This window comes from Asticcacaulis excentricus (genome assembly GCF_003966695.1).
Taxonomy (GTDB): Bacteria; Pseudomonadota; Alphaproteobacteria; order Caulobacterales; family Caulobacteraceae; genus Asticcacaulis; species Asticcacaulis excentricus_A.
In genome coordinates, this window is record NZ_AP018827.1 from 2,094,979 (window position 1) to 2,121,344 (window position 26,366).

A 26,366-nucleotide genomic window follows, 5' to 3' on the forward strand; every position below is an offset into this window, starting at 1 on the left:
AGCCAGTGGTCTCACGCCTTCATGAGGGCGTCAATACTCAGAAATAGGCCTGACCTGCGGCAATGGAGCGATGGTAATCGAGCCGCCGGTAAAAGGCTTCCGGGTCCTTCGGTTTGACCACCCAAGAGGGATCATGGTTCAGCAGGTCGTAGAGCCGCGTCAGGGTGAAACGCACGGCGGACCCGCGCGCGAACAGCGGCAGAGCCGCGATTTCGGCCTCCGACAGAGGACGCTCATCGTGATAACCCTGCACAAAGGCGGAGATCATGTCGGGCAGGGGCTGGCCGCCCGGCGTAAAGCCCCAGGCGTTCAGCGCCACAGCCAGATCATAGGCGTAGACGTCGGTGCAGGCGTAGTAGTAGTCGATCACGCCTGTGACCTGCCCCTCATCGTCCATCAGCACATTGTCGGTGAAATAGTCGGCATGGATAGCCCCCGACGGCAGATCGGAGGGCCAGCGCGCTTTCAGCCACGCCACTTCGTCGCGGAAATCGGCCAGCACGGCTTCGGCGCGTGGCGATTGCGCCGCGCGCGGCTCGCAACGGCTGATCAGGGCGTCCCAATGCGCAATGCCCATGCTGTTTTCGCGGGTCTGGGGGAAATCCGCTCCTGCGGCGTGTAGTTTGGCCAGATATTGACCCGCCGAAGTGGCGTGCCGGGTATCGGGATTGCGCGGCCAGCGACCGGGCAGCCACTTGATCAGGGCGCACGGTTTGCCATTGATGCGACCGACGGTCGTCCCGTCTGTCATGATGGCCGGACCCGGCGCCGGATAACCCTTGCGGTCCAGATGCAGGGTATAGTCCATGAAATAGGGCAGGTCTTTTTCGGGCGTCGCGGCCTCAAACAGGGTCAGGGCATAGAGGCCGGTCGTTGTTTCGACCTTGAAATTGGTATTGGAAACGCCCTCTTCGATGCCTTCCAGATGGATCAGGTCGCCGATTTCATACCGGCTCAGATAGGCGCGGGCCTCTTCCAGAGATACCTTGGTGAAAACGGCCATATGCCCGAACGCCTCTAAAGTATTGTCTCGCTCTGATCCTCAGGCGAGGGTACAAGCCTATACGCAATGCGACGCCCTTTCGACAATAGGGCCGTTATCTAGTGTCATGCGTCATTCGCGCCGTGGTCCGAAGATTGACCATCCTCAAAGCCTTGCCCTATAAGGGGCCGCGCCGATCTGTAAGCCGCGCTAAACCCGCCGGTAAGAATCTATCGCTTGGGATTGCGGCTTAAATCCCATAGGCGCAAAGGCGAAAACAGGAGTTGTTTCGTGGCCAGGACCGTTTCTTCCGTACTCGACCTTGTCGGCAATACGCCGCTGATCCGCCTCAAACGCGCGTCGGAAGAGACCGGTTGCGACATCTATGGTAAGGCGGAATTCCTCAATCCGGGGCAGTCGATCAAGGATCGCGCCGCTCTGTGGATCATCCGCGATGCCGAGGCGAAAGGCCTGCTGAAGCCCGGCGGCACCATTGTCGAAGGTACGGCGGGCAATACCGGTATCGGTCTGGCCATGGTGGCCAATGCGCTGGGCTATAAGGCTGTCATCGTCATTCCGCGCACGCAGGCGCAGGAAAAGAAGGACGCCATCCGCATGTTGGGCGCGAAGCTCATCGAGGTCGATGCCGTTCCCTATTCCAATCCGGACAACTATGTCCGCTATTCCGGGCGTCTGGTCGAAGAACTGGCGAAGACGGAGCCGGGCGGAGCCATCTGGGCCAACCAGTTCGACAATGTCGCCAATCGTCAGGCCCATATTGACGGCACCGCTCCCGAAGTGTGGGCGCAGACGGACGGCAAGATCGACGGCTTTATCTGCTCGGTCGGGTCCGGCGGCACGCTGGCCGGTATGGCGTTGGGGCTGCGGGCGTTCAATCCGGCGATACAGATCGGTCTGGCTGATCCGTTCGGCGCGGCCCTGTTCAGCTACTACACGACGGGCGAACTGAAATCCGAAGGCACCTCGATCACCGAAGGCATCGGTCAGGGGCGCATCACTGCCAATCTGGAAGGCTTGACGCCGGACTTCACCTGTCAGGTGGCTGACGAAGAGTGGCTGCCGGTGCTTTATGATCTCGACCGCTACGAAGGCCTGCTGGTCGGTGGCTCGGCGGCGCTCAATGTCGTCGGCGCGATCAAGATGGCCAAGGCGATGGGGCCGGGCAAGACCATCGTCACCGTCCTGTGCGACTATGGCAACCGCTACGCCTCGAAGATTTTCAACGCCGAATTCCTGAAATCCAAAGGCCTGCCCGTCCCGCCGTGGAGCGAGGGGTGAACCGGAGGGATTTAGATTCCCTGCGCGGCAAAGACCGGTCTGTCCTGCGGCTGAGCGGAGGCGTGGCCCAGATCGCGCGCCTGTGCCCGCAGCCAGTCCATGAAACGCACCTGCGCCATCGACGGTTCGCGCGTTTGCGGCCACACCAGGTGATAGCCGAAGCTGACCGGGGCATCTTTTTCGTTGAACAGGCCGCGCAGACGACCGGCGCGCAGATCGGCCTCGGCAATGGTACGCTTGGCCAGAGCCACGCCGCGTCCGGCGACGGCCGCTTCGATCACCATATGGCTTTGGTTGAAGCGCGGCCCACGCGAGGCGTCAATCTCATCGGCACCGTGCGCCTTGAGCCACATGGCCCAGTCGGGATCGGACGGGTCGAGGTCCGAGGAAACATCGTGCAACAGCGTGTGGTGCGCCAGGTCCGCAGGCTTGCGGATCGGCGCGGCCTCATACAAGGCGGGCGAGCAGACGGGCAGGACCGCTTCTTCGAGCAGGTGCTCGACATTCAGCCCGTTATAGTTGCCTGTGCCATAGCGGATGGCCAGATCAATGTCCGAAACCGCGAAATCGGTCGGGGCCATATCGGCCGACACCCACACGTCGATGTCCGGATTGGCGGCCGAAAAATCACCCAGACGCGGCATCAGCCATTTGGCCGCAAAGCTGGGGGCCACCGACACCGTCACGCGGCCTTTTTGCTGCGTCTGACGCATGATGCGCGTCGCTTCGAACATCTTTTCAAAGGCTTCTTTGAGAATGATCGAGGAGGCCTTACCGGCGTCGCTCAGCACCACACGGCGGCCGTCGCGCACGAACAGCTCGACACCGACATGTTCTTCCAGCAGACGGATTTGCTGAGAAACCGCGCCGGGCGTAACGAACAACTCCTCGGCGGCGTGCTTGAAACTTTCGTGGCGCGCGGCGGCTTCGAACACCCGAAGCGCCGACAGCGGCGGCAGACGGTCACGCGACATTGAAAACTATCCAATCTAAACCCAGCGCTCTATATAGCGCATCTATCGTTTAACAAATCTAATCTTTGCGTTCCGGAGACAAAAATGAGTGACGCGCACCCGTCCCCCGCTATCGAAGTCCTCGAAGCCGGTCAGGCCTGGGAAACCGATGCCGTGATCATCGGCGCGGGCCCGGTGGGCCTGTTTGCCGTGTTTGAACTGGGCCTGCTCGATATCAAGGCGCACCTGATCGACATTCTCGACAAGGTGGGCGGTCAATGCGCCGAGCTTTATCCGGAAAAGCCTATCTACGACATCCCTGCTTGGCCGATCATCACCGGTCAGGAAATCACCGACCGCCTGCTGGAACAGATCGCGCCGTTTGGGGCCAAATATCACCTCGGTGAAATGGCTGTGGCGGTCGAAAAGCTTGAGCAGGAAGACGGCACGACCAAGTGGAAGGTAACGACCGATCAGGGCACGTCGGTCATCGCGCGCTGTATCCTGATCGCCGCCGGCGGTGGCTCGTTCCAGCCGAAAAAGCCGCCCATCCCCGGCATTGATGGCTTTGAAAACATCGGCGCGGGCATCGGCGTGCACTACGCCGTGCGCAAGATGGAAGCCTTCCGCGGCAAGCGCATCGTCATTTCGGGTGGCGGCGATTCCGCGCTCGACTGGACGCTTAACCTGCAACCCATTGCCGAGCGCGTGACCCTGATGCACCGCCGCGACGACTTCCGTGCCGCTCCGCACAGCGTGGCGCAGATGCGCAAGCTGGTCGAAGAGGGCAAGATGGACCTGATCATCGGTCAGGCCACAGCCCTGTCCGGTGAAACGGGCCACAAGCTGACCGGCGTCACCATCGAAGACAATGATGGTAAGGAAATCCACATCGACGCCGATACCTTCCTGCCCTTCTTCGGCCTGACCATGAAGCTGGGGCCCGTGGCGGAATTTGGCCTCAACCTGCACGAAAACCTGATCCCGGTGGATACGGAAAAGTTCGAGACTTCGACGCCGCAAATCTTTGCCATCGGCGACATCAACTACTATCCGGGCAAGCTGAAGCTCATCCTGTCGGGCTTCCACGAAGGCGCTCTGGCGGCGCAGGCCGTCTTCCGCTACGTCTTCCCCGACAAGAAGCTGCGCTTCCAGTACACGACCTCATCGTCGGACCTGCAAAAGAAGCTGGGTGTGAAGTAGCCGGGGCACGCCCCTGCCCCCGGAATTGGGTGTATGTGACCCCGTCTCAGTTCACACTGAGGCGGGGTTATCGTTTGCTCCCGTTAACCGGTGCAGGGTCCGTGACTTAACCGTTACAAAACTGTTGCCAAATCGCGCCACAATTCGACGTATGAAAGTCTTTCGTCTTTTCCTGCTCAGCCTGTGTGTTGTTCTGCTACCTGTTACCGCCTCGGCGCAGGAGGATTGGGCGGATGAGGTCGTGGTGCGGGGCAGGGCGGCGGTCGGTCCGGCCTTGTGGCGCGTGTCGGATGACGACAGTCAGGTCATCATTATCGGCGTGCTGCCGGTGTTTCCCAAAAAGCAGGTGTGGAAGACGACGCGCATTGAAAATGCTCTGCGCGGGGCCAATGGGCTGATCACGCCACCGGACAACAGCACGGGCCCCGGCGACGTATGGTCCCTGATGCGCAATAAGGGTTTGCCGGGTGGCGGTCGGCTGAAAGACGCCTTGCCCGGTGATCTCTATGCCCGTTATGAGGCCACGGCGCGCCGGGCGGGTGTGTCCACCCGCGATTTTGCTAAAGACAAACCGGTCTGGGCCGGAGCGCGTTTGCGCCGTGAGGTGCTGCAAAAATATGGCCTCAGTGAGAACGAGCCGCTGACGACGATCAGGCGTCTGGCGCGTACGGCTGGCGTGTCTTCTCGCGCTGCCGGGCGTTACGACAGCGGGCCTTTGTTCAAGGCGGTTAATGCCATGAGCGAAGAGGCGAGCGAAGCGTGTTTGCGCTACACGCTGGACGATATCGACTTCGATATGGATCGGGCACCGCGCGCCGCTCAGGCCTGGTCCGTCGGGGATATAGCCACGCTGCGCAGCCTCTATCAGGGCTCGGTCCTGATGAAATGCCTGTCGGGACCGCCCACCGCCACGGCGACGCTGAACCGCAGCATTACCGACTCCGTCAGCGCCGTCAGCGAGGCCCTGAACAAACCCGGCAAGACGGTCGCCGTCCTGCCCTTAGGCCAGTTGTTGCGCAAAGGCGGCGTGCTCGAAAAGCTGCGCGCCAAAGGCTACCGGGTGTCCGCACCTGAAAACTAGAGCGATATGTCGAAAACCGCACCATCAAAGGCCGGGATCAAACACCTAGACGATGAAGCGCGATCTCACGCTCTCAAATGCAAACCATCGGCGCAGCTTCGTTAGCTATATACGAAGTGGTCGGCGCTGAGGGAGGGCTTGTTATCAAACCGTGCCAGTTGGATCGCAGCTTCACTGCCAGTGCCATCACCATCATAATACAGGATTCCTGTATCGGTGTCGTAATAGACCGTGACTACCGCCGTCTTTGGGCCGACTCCTGAACCGGCAAAAAAATTAGTGCCGGAAACCAGTCGCAGTGACGCGCTTCCCAGGGTCAATTGGATCCGGTCACCTTCGGCTGCGTTGAAGTCCCGCACCGTGTCCGTGCCAAACTGACTTGAAAAGACAAAAATATCCGCGCCGCCTCCCCCGGTCACCGTATCACTGTCAGCGCCGCCTTCAATGCGGTCATTGTGCGCGCCCCCATCGAGAACATCGCTGCCAAACCCTCCATAGAGGGTGTCTTCGCCATTTTGGCCGAACAGGAAGTCGTTACCGTCTTCGCCAAACAGCGTATCCTGATGTTCGCCGCCATAGAGGACGTCGTTGCCAGCCCCGGCCCAGATCGAATCGTCCGAATCTTCGCCGGTCAGGAAATCGTCACCGTCACCTCCCCGCAGGATATCATTACCCTGGCCGCCGATCAGGCTGTCATTACCTGCATCGCCATAGATGGTGTCATTGTCGCCTTGACCATACAGGACATCGTTACCGGTGCCACCATAGAGGATATCCTTTCCGACACCCCCGACCAGCAAGTCGTCATCTTCCTGACCCGAGAGCGTATCGTCACCACTTTCTCCATAGAGTGAATCCTTACCCAGGCCGCCTTCCAGTGCGTCGCTGTCATCGCCACCCATCAACAGGTCGTCACCTGAGCCGCCATAGAGCGTGTCACTACCGCCTTGGCCGTACAGGTTGTCATTGCCATCCCCGCCGTCCAGTATGTCAGTGCCATCCTGTGCAAAGGCCGTGTCATTACCGGCCCCGCCATAGATCTGATCATTGCCCGTGCCGCCCGCGAAAAAGTCGTCTCCGTTTTCACCAAACAATGAGTCGTTTCCGGCATCCCCATATAACTGGTCGCTGTCATCGCCGCCGTAGAGTTGGTCAATCCCGTTACCACCAATGACAAAATCGCCATTGCGGCCGCCGCGCACGATGTCGTCTCCGTCTCCGCCATGCAGATAGGCATACCCGTCGCCCCCCTCCAGCACGTCGTCACCCTCTTCGCCGAACATGACGTCGTCACCGTCTTCACCATTGAGACGATCCGCCCCCGCCCCCCCGATCAGGCGATCCGCGTCCGCGCCACCGTACAGTATGTCATTGCCGTCACCCCCATAGAGGTGATCGTTGCCGACTTCGCCATAGAGGCGGTCATTCCCCGTATCCCCCAGCAGGATATCACCACCGATCCCCCCCATCAGCAGATCGTTACCCCCGCGTCCGACAATGTAATCGTCGCCATCGCCGCCTTCCAGACGCTCACTATCGTCACTGCCGACCATAATATCCGCGGCGCTGGTGCCCTTGAGGAGGGGGAGGGTTACGATATTGCCCAGCACGACTTCGCCGTCGCTGAACTGCGCCCGTTCGATACCCACAAGGATGTCAGACCCGTCTCCTCCGTAGCGCTTGTCCGTAACGACAAAGCCGTCACGCGACGCCACAATCGTGTAATCCTCTGCTCGCCCTGTGAAGACGGCCGTATCGTCGCCGTCGCCGCCGAACAGCGTATCATTGCCGCCACCGCCCCTGAGGCTGTTGTTACCGGCATTACCGCGCAGGATATTGGCCTTGACATTGCCGATTCCTGACAGATCGGCCGTGCCGGTCAGGGTCAGGTTTTCGACACTCTCACCCAGCGTGTAGTTGATGGACGCCAGAACCAGATCGTTGGCCCCCTGCAGGTCGGCCTCTATCACCACGTCACCGACATTATCGACAACATAGGTATCGTTACCGGCCCCGCCGATCAGGGTGTCGGCCCCGGTGCCACCATCTATATATTCATCGCCGCTATAAGCGGTCAGGCGGTCATCGCCGCCAAAACCGTATATGGCACCGAAGGCATGGACAATTGTGTCGGCAAAATCACTGCCCCAGACCGCTTCGATGTTAGACATCCGGTCGCCTAGGGCTTCACCGGCATTGGTATTGAGCAGGTCGGGCACATTGGTGTTGATAATAATGCCCTTGGTAGCATTCCGGTAGGAGGCGATGTCGTAGCCCGCCCCGCCGTCTATACCGTCACTACCGGCCCCACCCTCCAAAATATCGTCGCCATCGCCGCCGTAAAGAGAGTCACCCTCTTCATAACCGTAAAGATAGTCGTTGCCATCGCCGCCATAGATCGAATTGCTTTGGTGGTCGCCACCCAGAATATCATTAAACGCTGAGCCTCTCAGACGCTCGATCCCAGTATAGGTGTCGCCCGCCGCATCGTTGCGGTTCCCTGCCACATTGTTCAGGAAGGCTGCAACCTGGGTGGTGGCATCGCTGTAATCGGCTGTATCATTGCCAGCGCCGCCGATCAGTTGATCCGCACCCGCGCCACCGAGCAGTGTATCTGCACCGTCTCCGCCTTCCAGACGGTCATCACCTGCCCCACCGGCCAACAGATCGTCTCCGCCAAGACCGATCAGCGTATTGTTGCCGCTATTGCCGATCAGCCAGTTGGCGGAGCCATTGCCTGTACCGTTTATATTGGCCGTTCCGCTTAACCTCAGGCGTTCGATGGTGGTATGCAGCGTGAAATCGACCGACGCATAGACGGTGTCAGTGCCACCATAATCAATGCCTTCCGGAGACAGCTCGGCCACGACATCTCCGACATTATCGACAAAATAGGTGTCGTGGCCGGAGCGGCCATTCAATGTGTCGGCTCCGGCTCCGCCATCGATGCGGTCGTCGCCGCCATCGCCGCTCAGCGTGTCATTGCCTGCGGTACCATTGAGCACCAGGCGTGGAGGCGAGCCGTCAAACTGGATATAGGCTATAGGGTTGATAATGCCGTCCACAATGCGGATGCGGTGTTGCGCCTGAGACGCCGTCGGTTCAGGGTAGCCAAACTCACGCACGGCAATATAGAGATCGTTACCCACGACTTCGTAGATGATGTCGGCTTCGGTGGCTCCGCCGGTAATCAGAATCGTGTTCAGACCCTCAGAATCGATGACGGTGTCTTTATTGAACGCCCCGAAACGGGGCTCACCGCTAAATGCCTTGACGGTGTCGAACACATAAACATCGTCGCCCGCACCGCCGATAAGCGTATCGTTTTCGCGCCCGCCGATCAGGCGGTCGTTTCCACTCCCCCCTTCCAGCCTGTCATTACCTCCCAGACCGTAAAGGGTATCGTTGCCATTGCCGCCAATCAGCGTATCATTGCCCCCCAGAACGGCTTCTTGCCGCGGATCGACAACGATGACATCTGCCGCGCCGTTTTTATCGCCGGGAATGTGCGTCCCCGGCACCGACGTGGATGAGTTGGGAACGGTAGCAAGCGCCAGACGCGAACCATCATCTGAGCCACTGAAGCCCAAGCTTAGATTGTCAAGGAGATCAGGCAGTCGGTAATTATACGCAACCGTCCGGGTCTCAAGCGTCTCGATATCCGTTACCAGAAGATCGAGCATGGTGCTGTTTTCGACGCCCGCGATGCTGGCCCCCTGACCGACATAGGCAATCAGGTGGGTATTGCCCACAAAGTGAACGGGGGTTTCGGCGGCCCAAGGGTCTATCTGCGAGGCAATGGTCGTGATGGCGCCACTGGCCACATCCATAACGAAAATGCCTGTTCCGTTGGCATTGGCTGCAATATCCGGAACCTTGCTTATGAAGACGATTTTTTTGCCATCCGCCGAAATTTCAGCATAGGACGTCCAGTAAGGCGTGCCGTTGAGGCGAAAGCCGGAGGCTATGGTGCGGGTCTCGCCGGTGACCAGATTGCGCAGATAAAAGTCGGTCTGATCGTTCACATCGTCCGCACTTAGGCGCGAAGCGCTGCTAAAGACCAACCATCGGCCATCGTCCGAAACGCTGAACGGCAAGCCGGAACCGGATACACTGCCGCTGTTGTTTGAGGCGAGATTGAAGCCGGATAAGAGCTTGATCTGACCCGTAATAATATCACGGGAGTAGATGTTGTTGGTATAGGCTGCGCCAGGGTGTTCCGCATTATTGTTTGAGCCATAATAGAGCGTGCGTCCATCGGCCGAAATCTGCAATCCCCCCAGTTCGACCCCTACCGTCTGATTTGCCGCCGCACCCGGTACCTTTGTCAGTGTGTTGGTGATCAGGTCGCGGACATAGATATAATCGACGTAGCTGTTTGTCGGTGTCTTCTCCGTCGCAACAAAATACACCTTGGTATTGTCGGGAGAGAATACATAATCCGCCGCGGTGCTCCGATACCCTCCGTCGTCAACATTCACCCGGTTACCCGTGCCATCGACATTGACCCGAAGGGTTTCGCCCGTTTCCAGATTGCGCATGAACAGGTCTTCGGTGCCTGCCGTATCCCCCGCGACCAGATTCGAAGCCTGACTGGTAAACAGGACGAATTTACCATCACCCGACATGACGGGGCGGTAGGAGGCTGCGTCGCCAACCGTGCCTGCGGGGGTCACACTGACCGGGGTGGCATTGGCCTGATAGACATCACCGCCGGTCAGGACATCGTCTCCGTCCGTGCCCGTGGTGACCTGTGCCGTCTCGGCGCGATTGGATGCAGACGCCATAATCGCGTCACGTGAAGTATATAAAACCATACCACCCCCCTGTTCATATGGCCTTGGGCACACAGCTTGCGAAACTGCCATGCTTCAGGTTGTAAAACAAGAGTGCGCCTCACCTGGGGAGGCCCACCCTCAACACCCTCGGCCAGTCGTTTTTAAAGTGCAGCGCTCTCAGGTGACGAAAGCGGGTGTGGTCTTTCAATACCGTAAGCGACTTAGCCGTGCCGCTTACAGTGCTGTCGGGTGCGGATCGACTCGTTTCAGTCGATCCACTCGATAAAGGCCTTCACCGTTGTCACTGCGGCGGCGATGTCGGCGGGCATTTCGGTCAGGGTTTCCGTCAGACCATAGAGATCGGTGATGGCGTCAGGGGCCTTGGGCTCAAAGCCCAGCGCCTCGGTCACAAAGGCTGGGAACTTAGCCGCGTGTGCCGTGGACAGAACGATCTGTCCGCCCGTGGCCTCGCCGGTTTCGCGGCGGGTCAGGGCTGCCGAAAGCGCCACGGCGGTGTGCGGGCAGATGACCTGACCCCAGCGCTCATAGGCCTGCTTGATGGTGGCTCTGGTCTGTTCTTCGGAAATGGTCGAGGCTGAAACTTCAGATTTCAGGGCCTCTTGCAGATTGCCGGACAATGCCACTTCACCCGATTGCCCAAAGGCATCGAACAGATTGCGCGTTGCGTCCGCGTCACGGCCGGAGGCTTCGAAGACCAGCCGCTCAAAGTTTGACGGCGCCTGCACGTCCATCGAGACGGAGGCGGTTTCAACCGCCTGACGGCGCACATAGCGACCATTATTGATGGCCTGATTGAGGGCGTCGTTGCGGTTCACGGCGGCGTGCAGATGGCCGACATTACCGCCGATCTGGCGCGCCACCCAGCCGGCAAAGGCGTCGCCGAAATTACCGGTCGGCACCACAAATTCCGGCTTGGCCAGGCCCGAATGGGCCGCAGCGGCCAGATAGTAGGGGACCTGCCCCAACAGGCGGCCCCAGTTGATCGAATTGACCGAAGAGATCAGGCCCTGTGCCTTCAAAGACGGCTCAGACAGCAGCGCCTTGACGATCTTCTGGCAGTCGTCGAAATCACCCTTCACGCCAACATTCAGCACGTTATCGGCCTGAACCGTTGTCATCTGAAGGCGCTGCACCGGTGAGACGCGGCCCAGCGGATGGAATACGATCAGTTTGACGTGCTCAGACCCCGCAAAGGCACGCACGGCGGCGGCACCCGTATCACCTGAGGTGGCGGTCACCAGGGTGAGCTTTTCGCCACGTTGCGACAGGGCCGCATCGGTCAGCGGGGCCATCATCTGCATGGCCATGTCTTTGAAAGCGTGGGTCGGGCCGTGGTACAGTTCGAGCAGATAAAGATCGTCTTCCAGTCGCGTGAGCGGCACGGCCCCATCGCGCAGAAAGGCGGCTTCAGTGCGGTGGGCCGCCGCCATGACCGCCTCCGGACCAAGTACACCAACACCGAAGGTTAGTAAAAGTTGGGCAGTTAGATCGCCGTACCCCCCCATCGCTGCGGCATGCAGATCAAAGCCTGTTTCATCGTGGGGCCAAGTTTCCGGTACATAGAGTCCGCCATCGGGTGCCAGACCGTCGAGCAGGGCGCCCGCAAAGCTGCGTTGATCTTTGAAACCGCGCGTGCCGATATAGTTCATTTTGTTACCATTTCTTAAAAGCATTCAAACCCTTCTTGCTTCGCGAAGGGATTGTCCGCTAATAGGCGCAAGGGTATCGCCCGCGATAAAACACTCGCGGCGGGCCTATCATTTTCAGACGCCTGAGAAAAGACTTTCCATGACGGTCGCGGCCATAAAATCGGACTTTCCGGCGCATATTGCGCAGGCGAAGCGCGTGACGCTGAAGGTCGGCTCGGCCCTGATCGTCAATCCGCAAACAGGGGCCGCTAATACGCTGTGGATGCGCGGTCTGGCCGAAGACGTGGCGCGGCTGCGTAAGGCCGGTGTGGAGGTAATGATCGTCTCTTCCGGGGCAGGCGCCTTGGGGCGGCGTTATCTGGGGCTCACCACGCGCCAATTACCGCTCGATCGTAAGCAGGCGGCGGCGGCCGCCGGGCAGCCGATCCTGATGCGCGCCTGGGACGAGGTCTTTTCGGAACACGGCATCAAGGTCGCACAGGTCCTGCTGACGCGCGAGGACACTGAACGCCGCCGGCGGTGGCTCAATGCCCGCGAAACGGCGGACACCCTGCTCAAGCTGGGCGTCGTGCCGATCGTCAATGAGAACGACACCGTGGCGACCGAAGAAATACGCTATGGCGACAATGACCGGCTGGCGGCGCGGGCGGCCATGCTGGTGCGGTCTGAAGCGCTGGTGCTGTTGTCGGATATTGACGGGCTTTACACCGCCGATCCGCGCAATAATCCCTCAGCGGAACATATTGCTGTAGTCGAAACCATCACGCCGGACATCGAAGCCATGGCCGGGGGAGCCAATGCCGCTGCCGGTGTTGGCACGGGCGGCATGGCGACCAAGATCGCCGCCGCGCGCATCGCCGGGGCGGCGGGCTGTTCGACCACCATCATGAATGGTCAGGCCCTGCGGCCGCTGTCGGCGCTGAGTCAGGGCGCACGCTACACCCTGTTTGCCGCGCAAGGCTCATCGGTGGCGGCTTATAAGGCGTGGATCGCCGGGACCGTGGTGCCGGCAGGTCAAATCCATATCGACGCCGGAGCCGCCAAAGCGCTATCGTCCGGCAAATCGCTACTGCCGTCGGGCATCAGTTCGGTCGCAGGCCTGTTTGACAAGGGCGATAGCGTGTCCGTCCTGCACGATGGGCGCGAACTGGCGCGCGGTATCGCGGCCTATAGCTCGGACGACATTGCTGCCATCAAGGGCCGGGTGAGCCGCGACATCGAAGGCGTTTTAGGCTATACGTCGGGGGATGAGGTCATACATCGTGACGATCTGGTGATGGTGTGATGGGGGTGGGGATGTCAGAAGTTCATGTCCTAGGATTGATAGTCGTTATTCTTTTGCTGTCTCTGCAAAGCCTTTTCTGGTGGCGAAAGTCTTCCACGCGTCCACATCCAATCTCGGTTACGGTGACAGCCGATGGCTTTGAGACGTCCATGCTGGGTGAAAAGGAAGACGGCGTATTGGGGCTGGCTTTCAAATGGGCGGACGTTGAAAAGGTAACACTTGAAGCAAGCGTTAAGGCTAAGGGCCCTTGGAAGGATAAGCGGTTCTATCATGTGTATTGCAGGCAGGGGGCACTGATTAAACGCTCCGGGCTGCATCCTGTGAACGCTCCGCAAAAGATAACCCTGCCATCGGGTGCAAGGGGAGTGACCTACTGGCTTGATGCTTTAATGCAACTGCCCGCTTTTGATGCGCAGTCACATGAACGAATTTTGACGGCGGCGGATGATGCGACCGCGGTAATCTACAGCGTGACCCAGTAAGTTCACACAGGATAAAGCAATGGACACTTCCGCCAATGTCGCCCTCTCGCAACTGATGACCGATCTGGCCGCCAAGGCCAAGGCGGGGGCTGAGGCGCTGCGTCTGGCGGGGCCGCAGGCGCGCACGCAACTGATCCTCAGCGCAGCCAAGCACATACGCGCGCAGCGGGACGCCATTCTGAGCGCCAATGCGGCCGATGTCGAAGCGGCCTCACAGAAGGGTCTGTCCAGCGCCATGGTCGAGCGTCTGGTGCTCAACCCGGATCGCGTCGAAGCCATGGCCAAAGGCCTTGAGGAAGTAGCGGCCCTGCCCGACCCCGTGGGTAAGGAACTGGCGCGCTGGGAGCGCCCGAACGGGCTCGATATTGCCCGCGTCTCCACCCCCATCGGCGTTATCGGCATCATCTATGAATCGCGTCCGAACGTGACTGCCGATGCGGCGGCCCTGTGTATTCGCTCATCCAACGGGGCCATTTTGCGCACCGGGTCCGAAGCGCTGAACTCGGCCAAAGCTATCTTCGTCGCCTTTGAACAGGCATTCGCCGAGGCCGATCTGCCCGCCGCTGTGCAACTGGTGCCAACCGCTGACCGGGACGCTGTGGGCCTGTTGCTGGGCGGTCTGAATGAGGCGGTCAATCTGATCATCCCGCGCGGTGGTAAGTCACTGGTGGCGCGCGTGCAGGCCGAAGCGCGCGTACCGGTTCTGGCCCACCTCGAAGGGCTGAACCACACCTATGTCCACTCTGCTGCAGATGCGGACAAGGCTGTCTCTATCGTGCTGAATGCCAAGATGCGCCGCGTTTCGGTGTGCGGCGCGACCGAAACCCTGCTGATCGACAAGGCGGTGGCCGAAACCCTGTTGCCGCGTATCGCTCTGGCTCTGATCGAAAAAGGCTGCGAACTGCGCGGTGACGAAGCGGCGCGCGCTGTTCAGCCGATGACGGCGGCGACCGAGGACGACTGGCGCACCGAATATCTCGACAAGATACTGGCCGTGCGCGTGGTCAATGGTCTTGGTGAAGCGGTCGCGCATATCCGCACCTATGGCACCGAGCACACCGAGGCCATCATCACCGAAGACCCGGAAGCCGCCGAAGCTTTCCTCAACGAAGTCGATTCCGCCATCGTCATCTGGAACGCTTCGACGCAGTTTGCCGATGGGGGGGAATTCGGACTGGGGGCGGAAATCGGCATCGCTACCGGCCGGATGCACGCGCGCGGACCCGTCGGGGCCGAGCAACTGACCACCTTCAAATACGTGGTGCGCGGCAGCGGCCAGACCCGGCCCTAAAAAACCATCCGGCTTTTTAACCAGCCTGTCACGCCTCTGTCTTCAAATCAGCTTAGGTCCTGCCCATAAAAACCGGGGTGGAGACCTTTGATGGATAACAGGTTGTTAACGCACGCCGGGGTCTTATGGTCGCCACAATATCAGGAGCCGACATATATGGCGGCGCAACCCCGCAAGCGCATCTTTCTACCTCTGGTTCTGGGCCTTCTGGTCCTGATCGCGCTTGCCCTGATGGCGCCGGGCGCGCAGTGGCTGGTGTGGGTGGCGGTGGGCATCCTGGCCGTCAGCCTGCTGGTCACCTATAGCGAGTTACAACGCCACAAAAACACCGTCGTGCCCGATGTGGTGCCGGTTCCGGAGCGCGTGCGCGTGCAACCGGAAGGGCCGAGCTTTCAGGAGGTGCTGCGCGCCATTCCCGATCCGGTGATGATCGTGTCGGGCATTGAGCCCAATGACATTGCTGGCCGCTGGATCGTCTTTGCCAATACGGCGGCCGTCGAAGCCTTCGGTATCGCCAAGGAGGGTGGTCTGCTCGTCTCCTCGCTGCGTTATCCCGAAGTGCTGGAGGCCGTCGATGAGGCTCTGTTCGGCAATATCGAGCGCGACACGGTTTTTGAGACCTCCGGCGCTCAGGACAAGTTCTGGCGTGCCTGGACCTCGCCCCTGCCGGTGACCGAAGGCGGGCTGCGCCGTCTGGCCCTCCTGGTTATCCGCGACGAGACCGATATCCGCCGCATCGAGCGGATGCGCGCCGATTTCCTCGCCAATGCTTCGCACGAACTGCGCACGCCTCTGGCGTCGCTGACCGGATTTATCGAAACCCTGCGCGGTCACGCCAAGGATGATCTGAAGGCGCGGGACAAGTTCCTGAATATCATGGCGTCGCAGGCCGACCGCATGGGGCGTCTGATACAGGACCTTCTGTCTCTTAGCCGCATCGAGATGAACGAACACGTACCGCCGTCCGGGGAAGCGGACATTTCGTTGTGCGCTCGTGACGTGATGGATAGCCTCAGCATTCTGGCGCAGGAAAAGGGCGTCTCTCTTTCCCTCAGCGGGCCGCCACCGGGCCAGTACTTCCTGACCGCCGACCGCGATCAGGTGTTGCAGGTCGTGCAAAACCTTTCGGATAATGCGTTGAAATACGCTCCGGCCGGTTCGACCATAGACATCGAAATTTTCAATGACTGCACCCTCGAAGAGGCCTTTGGCGCGCGTGATCCGGCGGCGGCCAAGCTGGTGCTGCTCAGACCCGATCAGCGCGGGGCCTGGTACACGGTGGTGCGCGTCACCGACCGCGGGCCGGGGATTCGTCGCGAGTTTTTGCCGCGACTGGCTGAGCGCTTCTATCGCGTTGAGGGCCAGAAGTCGGGCGACCGTCTGGGCACAGGGCTGGGTCTGGCCATCGTCAAGCACATTATCAATCGCCACCGCGGGGCCCTTGGGGTCGAATCCGTCGCCAAACCCTCGGCTCTGGCGGACAAAGACCTTCTGCCCTATGGCGGGCTGGATGTCGCCCCGACAGGACCGGTTGAGACCTATACCAGCTTCACCGCCTGCTTCCCTCAGCCCGGTCGCTATAAGGAAAGCCCGACGGTTGGGTTTGTGAACGCGCGCTAAGCGAAAAATGACAGTTTTGCCGCTGTGGGCGGCATGGTGTAATAAGCTTGTCACAAATTCAACATATGGGCTTTCGGTAAGGAACCTTGCGTCATGAACAATCACATCGTCAGAACCTACGGCGAAGAACTCGACCAGCTCAGCGCGGAAGTGATGCTGATGGGCGGGCTTGCCGAAGCGCAGGTCGCCGACGCGGTCGAAGCCGTGGCGCGCCGTGATGTGGCCTTGGCGCAAAGCGTTATTGAACGGGACCGTAAGCTCGATGAGCTGGAGCGTGACGTCGAACGCAAGTGCATCCGTCTGATCGCCCTGCGTCAGCCGATGGCGGCAGACCTGCGCAAGACGGTGGCGGCGATGAAGATTGCCACCTCGCTGGAGCGCACGGGTGATCTGGCCAAAAACATCGCCAAGCGCTCGCTGGTGATTGCCGAGGCCGAACCGATGTCGCCGCTGACGCGCTCGATTGAACGTATGGGCAAGCTGGTGTCGTCGCGCCTGCGCGATGTGCTGGATGCCTATAAGTCCGGCAAGCTCGACATGGCCATGGCTGTGTGGTCGTCGGACACTGAGGTGGATGAGCACTATAACGCGCTGTTCCGCGAGCTTCTGACCTACATGATGGGTGATCCGCGCACCATTTCGGCCTGCACCCACATCCTGTTTATGGCCAAGAATCTGGAGCGGATCGGCGATCACGCGACCAATATGGCCGAACACATCCATTACGAAATCACGGGCGAAGACTATGTCGATGATCGCCCGAAAATGTCCACCCTATAGGGGCCATCAGGAACTGTCATGAGCGTAAAACCCTACATCATTATCGCCGAAGACGAAGACGCCCTGTCCACGCTTCTGCAATATAACCTCGAAAAAGAGGGCTATGAGGTAGGGGTTGCCATTGATGGTGACGAAGCCCTCATGATGATCAATGAGCGTCAGCCGGACCTTCTGGTCTGCGACTGGATGATGCCGAAGGTGTCGGGCATCGAAGTGACGCGCCGCCTGCGCGCCCAGACCGAGACGCGCAACCTGCCCATCGTCATGCTCACAGCGCGTTCGGAAGAAACCGACCGCATCCGGGGCCTCGATACGGGCGCCGACGACTATGTGATCAAGCCGTTTTCGATGGTCGAACTGGTGGCACGCATCCGCGCTGTCCTGCGTCGTATCCGTCCGGGTCTGTCGGAAGACCGCGTCATCTTCGGCGAAATCGTCATCGACCGCCTGTCGCACCGCGTGCAGCGTTCGGGCCGCGACGTGCATCTGGGGCCGACGGAATATAAGCTGCTCGACTACCTGATGCAGCACCCCAAGCGCGTCTTCAGCCGTGAACAACTGCTTGATGCCGTGTGGGGCAATGACGTCTATGTCGAAGCCCGCACGGTCGATGTGCATATCGGTCGTCTGCGCAAGGCGCTCAATGCCGATACCGACTATGATCCGATCCGCACCGTGCGTTCCGCCGGTTATTCGCTGGATATGCAGGGCTGATTAACCGCCTTTGGTCGCGGTTGCTTCACCGATCCGTGTTATGAAAAGGCATGGATGCACAAAGCCTTGATGATGTGGATGAGGTGATCCGCTTCGGTGGACCCATGCCGGTCTTTATCCGCTGGATACTGACAGGCGTTGGCCTGTTTGCCTGTGTGATGGTGGTGCTTGAGCTGGGGCGGGGTCTTTGGCCTCTGTCGGTGCTCAGTCTGTTCTTCGGTTTCATTATAGCTGGTGGTCTTTCGGTCGGGCTGGCCTTTGTGGTGTTTGGCGCCCTGTCTCCGGATGAACTATGGGAGATCCGTCCGGGGTGTTTCACCCTGACCGTGACGCGCGGGCGGCACCGCTTGCAGCGGCACTTTACCCCCGATGACTTTGAGGACCTGACGGTGGTGCGTGACGACAGCGGGGATGGTCCCGATACCTGGCATCTGCTGGCGCGTGTACGACTCGACAGCCCGAACCTGATCCTGCCTCAGCAGGAGCCTGTCTTTGCCGGGTTACGCTGGCTTGAGCTTTTTTCGGCACCCCTGAAAGGGCCGCACGCCCGGCCTGTCTTTCACGACCGCCTGCGCTCTCCTGCTCTGACCACAGAGGCCGCGGCGCAGAAGGCGCTGGCGTGCTTCCTGAGTGAATCAAAACGATTGCAGTAGCGCGATCGCTATGACTGCCGGTATGGTGTGTGAAACGCACATCTGAGGGCCGTATGGATACGCCGCAAACCTTTACGCCGGCCGAGCGCCGGGTCACGGTCATCGCGCTGATGATCGTCTTTCTGCTGTCGGCGCTGGATCAGACCATCGTCTCCACGGCCATGCCGCGCATTGTGGCGCATCTGTCCGGGCTTGATCTCTACGCCTGGGTGACGACGGCCTATCTTCTGGCCTCGACCGTCATGGTGCCAATCTATGGCAAGCTGTCGGACATCTACGGTCGCAAACCGATCCTGGTCATCGGCGTCGTGATCTTCATTGTCGGCTCAGGCCTGTGCGGTATGGCCGGAGAATTTGGCGACCTGCCCGTACTGGGCGGCGGCATGGTGCAACTGATCGTGTTTCGGGCCATTCAGGGGCTGGGGGGTGCCGCGCTGATGACCTCGGCCTTTGCGGTGATCGCTGACCTCTACCCGCCGCGTGAACGCGCCAAGCTGGGCGGGTTGTTCGGCGCGACCTTCGGTATCGCCAGCGTGGTAGGCCCGCTGATCGGGGGATTCTTTACCGATATGGGCACGGTCCACCTGTTCGGCCTGCCCATAGCGGGCTGGCGCTGGGTCTTCTATATCAACCTGCCGCTGGCCGGGTTGGCCCTGTTCATGATTCTGGTCAAGACGCCCAAGTTGCTGCATCGCACGGGGGGCAAGATCGACTTTGCCGGTGCCATTCTGTTGCTGGCGACCTTCCTGCCCTTCCTGTTGGGCCTAAGTCTGGGCGGTACAGACGGCTGGACCTCGCCGCTGGTGCTGGGCCTGTTTATCGGTGCGGCCATTGCCCTGATCGCCTTTCTGGCCGTTGAGGCCAGGGTTGAAAACCCGATCCTGTCCCTGTCCTTGTTCCGTAACCGCACCTTCGCCAGCGCCAATCTGGCTTCGGTTCTGATCTTCATGGCCTTTATGGGTCTGGTTTCCTTCCTGCCGCTGCTGATGCAACTGGCGCTGGGGCTGTCGGCCACGACTTCGGGACTGGCGCTTATGCCGCTGACCGTAGGCCTGATTGCCTCGGCCACCCTGTCCGGTCTTCTGGTGCACCGGTTCGGCAAGTACCGTCTGATCATGCTGGGTGGGGCGGCCCTGACGGCCCTTGGGGCCCTGTGCCTGGCGACGCTTCCCAACACCGCCGGGGTGTGGGACGTGGTGTGGCGTGTCGCCCTGATCGGGATTGGTCTGGGGCCGGCGCAAAGCCTGTTCAATCTGGCGGTTCAGAACGCCGTCGAACAGCGCGAGCTGGGTGTAGCGACCAGCGCCGGTCAGTTCTTTCGTCAGATCGGCTCGACCATTGGGGTGGCGGTCTTCGGTGCGGTCCTGACGCACAATCTGATGGTCATGGCCCCTAAGGCCAGCGCGGCGCATGAGCAGGTCCTGTCGCTGGCCGAACTTGAACGCATGGCGCTGGCCAGTCAGACAGAAACGTCTGTTCAAGGGGCGGGCGCACGGGCACCGCTGGATCCGGTGGTGCGTGATACGATCTCGGATGCCATCAAAGGCGTGATGTTTGCAGGGTTTCTGGTGTCGATTCTGGGGCTTTTGGCCACCGCCCTGATCCCCGAACTGCCGCTCAAATCCTTCCGTGACCCGGAGCCTTTGGGGGAAGCCCCCGGTGAGCCACCCAGAGACGCTTCAAGAGAACCGTCACCGGAATAATTCGGGTGCGATGCCTTGCGCCGATTGCCTTCGCTTCCCATCCTGAGTAGGAAGACGATACAGAAAAAAGGTTGAGCAGATCATGGCCTTAAGCCCCCACATTATCGATGGTTCCGACGCCACCTTTGTGACCGAGGTGCTCGAAGCCTCGCAGACCGTGCCGGTCATCGTCGATTTCTGGGCGACATGGTGCGGGCCGTGCCGGCAACTGGGCCCGGCACTGGAAAAGGTCGTCACTGAGGCCAATGGCAAGGTGAAGCTGGTCAAGATCGACGTGGACAAGAACCCGGTCATTGCCGGTCAGTTGCGCGTGCAGTCCATTCCCACCGTCTATGCCTTTGTGGGCGGGCGACCCGTTGATGGCTTTATGGGCGCCAAACCGGAATCGGAGCTGAAGGCCTTCATCGAAAAGTTGGGCGTCGGTGGTGACGATGGTGCGCCGTCGATCGACGACGCGCTGGCGCTGGCGGCGCAATCGCTGGAGCAGGGGGATCTGGGCGGCGCGATGGAGGCCTATTCCTTCGTACTGGATCAGGACCCGCAAAACCTGAAAGCCATCGCCGGTGTGGCGAAGATGTACATGAAGGTCGGACAACCGGAACAGGCTAGGGCTGTGCTCGATCAGGCCCCGGCGGATGCCAAGGATGCCGATATTCAGGGGCTGCGGGCCGCGCTCGAACTGGCGGACGGTGCGCCAACGGAACTGGAGGGGCTGCGCGCGCGTCTGGCCGCCGACCCCGCCGATCACGCGGCGCGCTACGATCTGGCGCGCGGTCTGGCGGGGCAGGGCGAACTGCCTGCGGCAATTGATGAACTTCTGGCCATCATCAAGGCCGAACCCGACTGGGAAAACCAGAAGGCGCGCGAGTACCTGTTCAAGATTTTCGCGGCTGCGGGGCAGATGTCTGACATCACCAAGGCCGGGCGTCGCAAACTGTCGTCGCTGCTGTTCAGCTAGAACCATTCGTCAGCTCAGTTGAGCTGGCGAATGGCTCTAAGTTTTTGTTTGATCGCGCAATTTTTCCGAAAAGTGGTGCCCACTTTATCGGATTGCGCTCTAGAAGGGAAGCGCATGTCTGAGATCGAAATCGAAACCCCGACCAGCGACTCGCCTGTGCCCGATACATCCGAAATCGACCCGCGTCTGCTCGAAGCGCTGGTCTGTCCGGTCACGCGCCGTCCGCTGACCTACGACAAGGCCGCGCAGGAACTGCTGTCGCCAACCGCCGGTCTGGCTTTCCCGATCCGTTCCGGCGTGCCGATTATGCTGGTCGATCAGGCACGGCGTTTCGAGCCCCAAAAGGCTTAAGTTTCTGTTTTTTGACATGAAGGCCTTGTGAGGCAGACGTGTCTGTCTCTGTCAACGGGCGCGCCAGACGCGGTTCCGTAGGCGGTTCGGCATAGTCCAGCAGGGACTGCGATTGCTCCTCGAAGCGGTCTGACATCGACGCCTCCTTTCAATCTCAGACCGACCCTGACAGCGGTGAGCTAAGTTTTCACTATGCCATCAGGTTTATTGCATAAAGCCGATGTCGGAAATTTGCGATTTAAATAAAAATTGCTTATATGGCCGTCATGTTACCGACCCTGCGCCAGCTCCAGTACCTCAGGCTGCTCAATGAGCACAAAAGTTTCGTCGCCGCCGCCGAAGCCGCCTTTGTGTCGCAACCGGCCCTGTCTTCCGGCATTGCCGAGCTTGAAAAAGCGCTGGGGGTGCGCCTGATCGACCGCTCGCGCGGACAGGTCATTATGACCGCCATCGGTGAGGACGTCCTGCGCCGCGCCGAGGACATACTGGCGCGCACCGAAGATCTGGTCGAGGCCGCCAAGGGGGCCAATCGGCCGCTGGCCGGGCGGTTCCGTCTGGGCGTCATTCCGACCATCGCGCCGTTTCTGTTGCCGCAGGCCCTTTTGAAGCTGCGTCAGGAGTTTCCGCAGTTGCGGCTGTTCCTGCGCGAAGATCAGACCTCTCGTCTGATCGCCTCGCTGAAAAGCGGCAGTCTCGATGCGGCGGTCATCGCCCTGCCGTATGATTTGAGCGGGCTCGACCACGCCTTTATCTGCAAAGATGAGATACTGGCGGTCATGCCGAAGGACCATCCCCTGTCGCAGCAAACCGAGGTCGAGCCCGAGGCATTGAAATCGGCCGAGCTGATCCTGCTCGAAGACGGGCACTGTCTGCGCGATCATGCGCTTGCGGCCTGCCAATGGAATGCGCCGGGCGCGAGTGATGTCAATCAGGCGCTCAATGGCGGTTTTGCGGCCACCTCGCTCAATACGCTGGTGCAGATGGTCGATGCGGGGCTCGGCGTCTCGCTCCTGCCCGAAATGGCGGTGGAGTCCGGCCTGGTCGAACGCTCGTCTGTGGCCATCCGCCACCTGCGTTCGGATCACGCCTATCGCGATATTGTGGTGATCTGGCGCGCCGGGTCCTCGCGTTCAGCCGAGGCACGTCTTCTGGCTGGTGTAATCGGTAAAACCTAAACCGGTTCGCCGCGCAACAGCTTCGGCAGGTCGCCGGTCGCGCCGCCGGCATCTTCCATGAAGAAGCGTCGCGCCGGGGCGATATTGTTGACAATGCCCATGCCCAGATCGCGCAGCGTCCGCACCAGCGGATTGTTGTTCGAGAACAGGTGCACGAAGGCGTCCATGATCATCGAGGTCGAGACGTTTTCAAAGCGCCGCCATTGGGCGTAGCGTTCCAGCACCAACTCCGAACCGAGGTCTTCGCCCAGCCGTGCGGCTTCGATGACCACCTCGGCAAAGGCCGCGGCGTCCTTCAGGCCCAGATTGAGCCCCTGACCGGCAATGGGGTGGATGCCATGCGCCGCGTCCCCCAGAAGGGCGATACGCCCGCGATACATGTGCTCAGCCAGCGCCATCGACAGCGGATAGATGAATTTCGGCCCGTTCAGTTCGACCTCACCCAGAAAATCACCGAAGCGCTGCATCAGGTGGGCGTGGAACAGCTCGGGGCGTACCTCCAATAGCGCCTTGGCCTTGGCATGGCTTTCCGACCAGACGAGGCAGGCGCGATTATCGGTCAGCGGCAGTATGGCGAAGGGGCCTGACGACAGGAAATACTCATACGCCACGTGGTTATGCGGGTATTGCATCTTCACCGTCGCCACAACGGCGCTTTGGCCATAGTCGCGGCGGATGGTGCGGATGCCCGCATGTTCGCGCAGGCCTGATTTACGCCCTTCGGCCGCCACCGCGACGGGGGCGGACAGGGTCTCACCCGTGCTGAGGGTCAGGTGGATGCGGGTGGCGGTTTCCTCGATCCCCGTGACACTGGCCGGGCAGATGACGCGGATACCGGCCTTTTGCACGGCTTCATACAAGACCGCGCGGATATGGCGGTTTTCCAGCATATAGCCCAGAGGTTCGTTGCCCGAACGGTCGGAGATTTCGCCTGCGTTGAAATGCAGGAAGAAGGGAGACGGTCGCTGCGTCGAAGCCCCCGGCAGGTGGGCGTCGGTGACCATGATCTCATCCATGCGACAGGCGAGGGGCTCCAGCGATGCACCCACACCCAGGGCCTGCCATTGGCGGAAGCAGGAATAGGCGATGGCCGAGGCCCTACCGTCAAAGCTCGGTTCTACCTGCTCAGACAGGGGTTGCCGCTCGACCAGTACCGGTTTCAGCCCGCCCTTGGCCAGAGCCAGAGCCGCGGTCATACCAGCCATACCGGCCCCAACGATGATAAGATCAGCCTGCGTGTTCATGGTCTCAGTCTAGCCTTTGTCAAAGAGGGCTGCATTACAATTATTTCAGTAGCGACCCCATGCCGCAATTCTTTATGGTTGATACGCACAGGGGAGAATTTCCGATGATGACACGCCGGCAGATGCAATCGCTGATGAGCGCTTTTGGCCTGATGGTGGGAACGCGCGCACTGGCGGCCGACAGCCCGTTCCATGGACGCTGGACAGGCGTGCTGGCGGCAGGGGCGGTACGCCTGACCTTGCGGCTGGAGATCGACGCCAAGGGAGCGACCCTGTTCAGTGTCGATCAGGGCAATGCGCGCATTCCGGCCTCCCGCGTCGCCATTGAGGACGAGCGGATCAAGCTGGCCTTTGCCGCGATCAAGGCGACCTTCGAAGGGGTGCTTACGGACGATCACCATATCGACGGCACCTTTACGCAGGGCGCCCCCCTGCCGCTGCGCTTCACCCGCGGCGAGGTGGCCGAAGCGACACCAGAGCCCGTCTATCCGCCGCTGACGCGCGAACTGCTGAACGACAAGCGACTGGCGGCCTATACGCCCGGTATGGCGGCCGCATGGTCACGTGGCACGCAAACTGAAATCTTCGCCGCCGGAGCCCGCTCCAGCGAAGACGAGATCGCCGTGCAGATGGAAGACCAATGGCATTGGGGCTCGATCACCAAGTCGATGACGGCGACCTTGTGCGCGCGTCTGGTCGATGCCGCTGCGATCAAATGGACCACCAAAGTAGGCGAAGTGCTGGACGAGCGCGGCAGTCCCGTTCCGGCGGCCTATCGCGACGCCACCCTGCTGCATCTGCTGAGCCATCGTGCGGGGCTTCAGCCCAATCTCGACGGCATCAACGCGGTCTTCTACAGCCGTGACCCCCTGCCTGACCCGCGGGCGGAGCGGCGCAAATGGGCGCTGGCGGCATTGAAACAGAAGCCGGTTGGCCCGGTTGGCGCGCAAAACGTCTATGCCAATAATGGCTATATCATCGCGGGGGCCATGCTGGAGCAACTGAGCGGCAAAAGCTGGGAAACCCTCATCCAGACAGAGCTGTTCACGCCGCTTGGCATCACCAGTGCGGGCTTTGGCGCTCCGGGGCGTCCGGGTCAGATGGATCAGCCTCTGGGCCACGCCGTCAATGGCCATAAGCGCAAACCCATGCCGGTCGGGCCGGGCCTGCCCACTGACAATCCCGTGGCTCTGGGCCCGGCGGGACGGGTGCATATGTCGATGGCGGACATGCTGCTCTATCTGCGCGCCCACCGGGATCGTCCGGCCAGCTTGCTTAAGCCTGAGAGCTGGGACGCGCTGCACACACCGCACTTCGGCGATGAGTATGCGCTGGGCTGGGTGGTGCGTCCGGATGGCGCCCTGTGGCACAACGGATCAAACACGATGTGGTACGGCGAGGTGCTGGTCGATGCGAAGGCGGGCACGGTGGCTGCGGCCTGCGCCAATGACGCCGCGCCGGACACCATGACCGCCGTAGGCTCGGTCCTGATGTCGGCGCGCGCGGCGGCTGGATCATTATGAAGATAATGATCCAGCTTTTGTTTAGCCCCTCGCCGGGCGGTGGCTGCGCCACCTTGGCCGCCGCCTCAATGGCGGCTTGAGCGGAATGATCCCGAAGAGATCATTCCGCTATAGTGTTTACGGTTGAATGCCGATCAGTTGAATCTTGAAGACCAGCACGCTGTTGGGCGGGATGGGTCCGGCCCCGGTCTCGCCGTAGGCGAGTTGGGCCGGGACATAGAGTTCCCAGGTTTCGCCCGTCTTCATCTGAGGCACGGCGATCTTCCACGCTTCGACCAGACCATCGAGCGGCATGGCCGCGGGGACACCCCGGTCATAGCTGGAATCAAATACGGTGCCGTCGATTAGGCGGCCTTCGTAATGGATTTTCACCGTGTCGCGCACGGTGGGCTTGGGCGCATTGGGATCGGTCGCCGGGGTGATGACCTTATACAGCAGCCCCTTGGGCAGCTTCTGCACGCCAGGTTCCTTGGCCTTTTCCGCCAGGAAGGTTTCGCCCGCCTTGATATTGGCCTCTGCCGCCGCTTCGGCGGCCGGGTCGGTGCGGTTACAGGCCGTAAGCGAGACGGCCGACGCCAGCACCAAAGAAAGACAGACCGGTCTTATCCAATTCGAAACCAT

Annotated in this window: 21 protein-coding genes; 15 read left to right on the plus strand and 6 right to left on the minus strand. The window is 60.7% G+C overall.

Annotation, left to right across the window (positions count from 1 at the left end; all coding sequences use genetic code 11):
- Positions 1 to 37 precede the first annotated feature (37 nt).
- On the minus strand, positions 38 to 1,003 hold the full coding sequence (gene thrB / locus EM6_RS09710) for a homoserine kinase (RefSeq protein ID WP_126422319.1): 966 nt from the start codon (positions 1,001 to 1,003) through the stop codon (positions 38 to 40).
- Between the two features lie 270 nt (positions 1,004 to 1,273).
- Between thrB and EM6_RS09715 the strand changes: the two genes are divergently transcribed.
- A complete protein-coding gene (locus EM6_RS09715; protein ID WP_126422321.1) occupies positions 1,274 to 2,281 on the plus strand; it encodes a cysteine synthase A in 1,008 nt (335 codons plus the stop codon).
- A gap of 11 nt (positions 2,282 to 2,292) precedes the next feature.
- Here the strand turns inward: EM6_RS09715 and gcvA are convergent, their stop codons facing one another.
- Positions 2,293 to 3,255 carry a transcriptional regulator GcvA gene (gene gcvA / locus EM6_RS09720; RefSeq protein WP_126422323.1) on the minus strand — a complete coding sequence of 321 codons (963 nt, stop codon included), beginning with the start codon at positions 3,253 to 3,255 and terminating at the stop codon, positions 2,293 to 2,295.
- Between the two features lie 84 nt (positions 3,256 to 3,339).
- On the opposite strand from gcvA, the gene EM6_RS09725 reads away from it, so the two are divergent.
- Both EM6_RS09725 and EM6_RS09730 read left to right on the plus strand, forming a co-directional pair.
- A complete protein-coding gene (locus EM6_RS09725; protein WP_126422325.1) occupies positions 3,340 to 4,437 on the plus strand; it encodes an NAD(P)/FAD-dependent oxidoreductase in 1,098 nt (365 codons plus the stop codon).
- A 151-nt stretch (positions 4,438 to 4,588) separates the two neighbouring features.
- Positions 4,589 to 5,518 (plus strand): TraB/GumN family protein, encoded by a 930-nt coding sequence (locus EM6_RS09730; RefSeq protein ID WP_126422326.1) that lies wholly within the window; start codon positions 4,589 to 4,591, stop codon positions 5,516 to 5,518.
- Positions 5,519 to 5,619: 101 nt separating this feature from the next.
- Here the strand turns inward: EM6_RS09730 and EM6_RS09735 are convergent, their stop codons facing one another.
- A complete protein-coding gene (locus tag EM6_RS09735; RefSeq protein WP_269471947.1) occupies positions 5,620 to 10,305 on the minus strand; it encodes a hypothetical protein in 4,686 nt (1,561 codons plus the stop codon).
- A 257-nt stretch (positions 10,306 to 10,562) separates the two neighbouring features.
- On the minus strand, positions 10,563 to 11,966 hold the full coding sequence (gene thrC / locus EM6_RS09740) for a threonine synthase (RefSeq protein WP_172961175.1): 1,404 nt from the start codon (positions 11,964 to 11,966) through the stop codon (positions 10,563 to 10,565).
- Between the two features lie 139 nt (positions 11,967 to 12,105).
- Between thrC and proB the strand changes: the two genes are divergently transcribed.
- The 11 genes from proB (at position 12,106) to EM6_RS09795 (ending at position 22,978) form a co-directional block, all read left to right on the plus strand.
- A complete protein-coding gene (proB, locus tag EM6_RS09745) occupies positions 12,106 to 13,251 on the plus strand; it encodes a glutamate 5-kinase (protein ID WP_126422333.1) in 1,146 nt (381 codons plus the stop codon).
- Positions 13,252 to 13,262: 11 nt separating this feature from the next.
- Positions 13,263 to 13,733, plus strand: a complete 471-nt coding sequence (locus tag EM6_RS09750) for a hypothetical protein (RefSeq protein ID WP_126422335.1) — start codon at positions 13,263 to 13,265, stop codon at positions 13,731 to 13,733.
- Positions 13,734 to 13,752: 19 nt separating this feature from the next.
- On the plus strand, positions 13,753 to 15,024 hold the full coding sequence (locus EM6_RS09755) for a glutamate-5-semialdehyde dehydrogenase (protein WP_126422337.1): 1,272 nt from the start codon (positions 13,753 to 13,755) through the stop codon (positions 15,022 to 15,024).
- 156 nt (positions 15,025 to 15,180) lie between these two features.
- Positions 15,181 to 16,644, plus strand: a complete 1,464-nt coding sequence (locus EM6_RS09760; RefSeq protein ID WP_126422339.1) for a histidine kinase dimerization/phospho-acceptor domain-containing protein — start codon at positions 15,181 to 15,183, stop codon at positions 16,642 to 16,644.
- A gap of 93 nt (positions 16,645 to 16,737) precedes the next feature.
- On the plus strand, positions 16,738 to 17,424 hold the full coding sequence (phoU, locus tag EM6_RS09765) for a phosphate signaling complex protein PhoU (RefSeq protein ID WP_126422341.1): 687 nt from the start codon (positions 16,738 to 16,740) through the stop codon (positions 17,422 to 17,424).
- 18 nt (positions 17,425 to 17,442) lie between these two features.
- Positions 17,443 to 18,138 (plus strand): phosphate regulon transcriptional regulator PhoB, encoded by a 696-nt coding sequence (gene phoB, locus EM6_RS09770; protein WP_126422343.1) that lies wholly within the window; start codon positions 17,443 to 17,445, stop codon positions 18,136 to 18,138.
- A 50-nt stretch (positions 18,139 to 18,188) separates the two neighbouring features.
- Entirely contained in the window at positions 18,189 to 18,791 is a 603-nt protein-coding gene (locus EM6_RS09775; protein ID WP_126422345.1) for a hypothetical protein, read from the plus strand.
- Positions 18,792 to 18,820: 29 nt separating this feature from the next.
- Complete coding sequence (locus tag EM6_RS09780; RefSeq protein WP_232037045.1) at positions 18,821 to 20,494, plus strand: MDR family MFS transporter; 1,674 nt, start codon at positions 18,821 to 18,823, stop codon at positions 20,492 to 20,494.
- 82 nt (positions 20,495 to 20,576) lie between these two features.
- On the plus strand, positions 20,577 to 21,452 hold the full coding sequence (trxA, locus tag EM6_RS09785; RefSeq protein WP_126422347.1) for a thioredoxin: 876 nt from the start codon (positions 20,577 to 20,579) through the stop codon (positions 21,450 to 21,452).
- 114 nt (positions 21,453 to 21,566) lie between these two features.
- On the plus strand, positions 21,567 to 21,803 hold the full coding sequence (locus EM6_RS09790) for a Trm112 family protein (RefSeq protein ID WP_172961177.1): 237 nt from the start codon (positions 21,567 to 21,569) through the stop codon (positions 21,801 to 21,803).
- Positions 21,804 to 22,069: 266 nt separating this feature from the next.
- Entirely contained in the window at positions 22,070 to 22,978 is a 909-nt protein-coding gene (locus tag EM6_RS09795) for a LysR substrate-binding domain-containing protein (RefSeq protein WP_126423001.1), read from the plus strand.
- Here the strand turns inward: EM6_RS09795 and EM6_RS09800 are convergent.
- Positions 22,975 to 24,222 carry a UbiH/UbiF/VisC/COQ6 family ubiquinone biosynthesis hydroxylase gene (locus EM6_RS09800; protein ID WP_126422349.1) on the minus strand — a complete coding sequence of 416 codons (1,248 nt, stop codon included), beginning with the start codon at positions 24,220 to 24,222 and terminating at the stop codon, positions 22,975 to 22,977. The two genes, EM6_RS09795 and EM6_RS09800, sit on opposite strands and share 4 nt — an antisense overlap.
- A gap of 104 nt (positions 24,223 to 24,326) precedes the next feature.
- Here EM6_RS09800 and EM6_RS09805 point away from each other — a divergent pair, with 104 nt between their 5' ends.
- The gene (locus EM6_RS09805) at positions 24,327 to 25,745 is read left to right on the plus strand and encodes a serine hydrolase domain-containing protein (RefSeq protein ID WP_126422351.1); all 1,419 of its coding nucleotides are present in this window, start codon (positions 24,327 to 24,329) and stop codon (positions 25,743 to 25,745) included.
- Between the two features lie 117 nt (positions 25,746 to 25,862).
- Here EM6_RS09805 and EM6_RS09810 read toward each other — a convergent pair whose 3' ends face one another.
- Positions 25,863 to 26,366, minus strand: a complete 504-nt coding sequence (locus tag EM6_RS09810) for an FKBP-type peptidyl-prolyl cis-trans isomerase (protein WP_126422353.1) — start codon at positions 26,364 to 26,366, stop codon at positions 25,863 to 25,865.

What these genes read in the sequence shown, in the direction of transcription:
- EM6_RS09790 (WP_172961177.1), top strand. Translation starts at nt 21,567, where the DNA reads ATGTCTGAGATCGAAATCGAAACCCCGACCAGCGACTCGCCTGTGCCC.
- gcvA (WP_126422323.1), bottom strand. Translation starts at nt 3,255, where the DNA reads ATGTCGCGTGACCGTCTGCCGCCGCTGTCGGCGCTTCGGGTGTTCGAA.
- EM6_RS09795 (WP_126423001.1), top strand. Translation starts at nt 22,070, where the DNA reads ATGTTACCGACCCTGCGCCAGCTCCAGTACCTCAGGCTGCTCAATGAG.
- EM6_RS09810 (WP_126422353.1), bottom strand. Translation starts at nt 26,366, where the DNA reads ATGGTTTCGAATTGGATAAGACCGGTCTGTCTTTCTTTGGTGCTGGCG.
- phoB (WP_126422343.1), top strand. Translation starts at nt 17,443, where the DNA reads ATGAGCGTAAAACCCTACATCATTATCGCCGAAGACGAAGACGCCCTG.
- EM6_RS09725 (WP_126422325.1), top strand. Translation starts at nt 3,340, where the DNA reads ATGAGTGACGCGCACCCGTCCCCCGCTATCGAAGTCCTCGAAGCCGGT.
- EM6_RS09760 (WP_126422339.1), top strand. Translation starts at nt 15,181, where the DNA reads ATGGCGGCGCAACCCCGCAAGCGCATCTTTCTACCTCTGGTTCTGGGC.
- phoU (WP_126422341.1), top strand. Translation starts at nt 16,738, where the DNA reads ATGAACAATCACATCGTCAGAACCTACGGCGAAGAACTCGACCAGCTC.
- thrC (WP_172961175.1), bottom strand. Translation starts at nt 11,966, where the DNA reads ATGAACTATATCGGCACGCGCGGTTTCAAAGATCAACGCAGCTTTGCG.
- EM6_RS09750 (WP_126422335.1), top strand. Translation starts at nt 13,263, where the DNA reads ATGTCAGAAGTTCATGTCCTAGGATTGATAGTCGTTATTCTTTTGCTG.
- thrB (WP_126422319.1), bottom strand. Translation starts at nt 1,003, where the DNA reads ATGGCCGTTTTCACCAAGGTATCTCTGGAAGAGGCCCGCGCCTATCTG.
- EM6_RS09735 (WP_269471947.1), bottom strand. Translation starts at nt 10,305, where the DNA reads ATGGCGTCTGCATCCAATCGCGCCGAGACGGCACAGGTCACCACGGGC.
- EM6_RS09755 (WP_126422337.1), top strand. Translation starts at nt 13,753, where the DNA reads ATGGACACTTCCGCCAATGTCGCCCTCTCGCAACTGATGACCGATCTG.
- EM6_RS09805 (WP_126422351.1), top strand. Translation starts at nt 24,327, where the DNA reads ATGATGACACGCCGGCAGATGCAATCGCTGATGAGCGCTTTTGGCCTG.
- trxA (WP_126422347.1), top strand. Translation starts at nt 20,577, where the DNA reads ATGGCCTTAAGCCCCCACATTATCGATGGTTCCGACGCCACCTTTGTG.
- EM6_RS09775 (WP_126422345.1), top strand. Translation starts at nt 18,189, where the DNA reads ATGGATGCACAAAGCCTTGATGATGTGGATGAGGTGATCCGCTTCGGT.
- proB (WP_126422333.1), top strand. Translation starts at nt 12,106, where the DNA reads ATGACGGTCGCGGCCATAAAATCGGACTTTCCGGCGCATATTGCGCAG.
- EM6_RS09730 (WP_126422326.1), top strand. Translation starts at nt 4,589, where the DNA reads ATGAAAGTCTTTCGTCTTTTCCTGCTCAGCCTGTGTGTTGTTCTGCTA.
- EM6_RS09800 (WP_126422349.1), bottom strand. Translation starts at nt 24,222, where the DNA reads ATGAACACGCAGGCTGATCTTATCATCGTTGGGGCCGGTATGGCTGGT.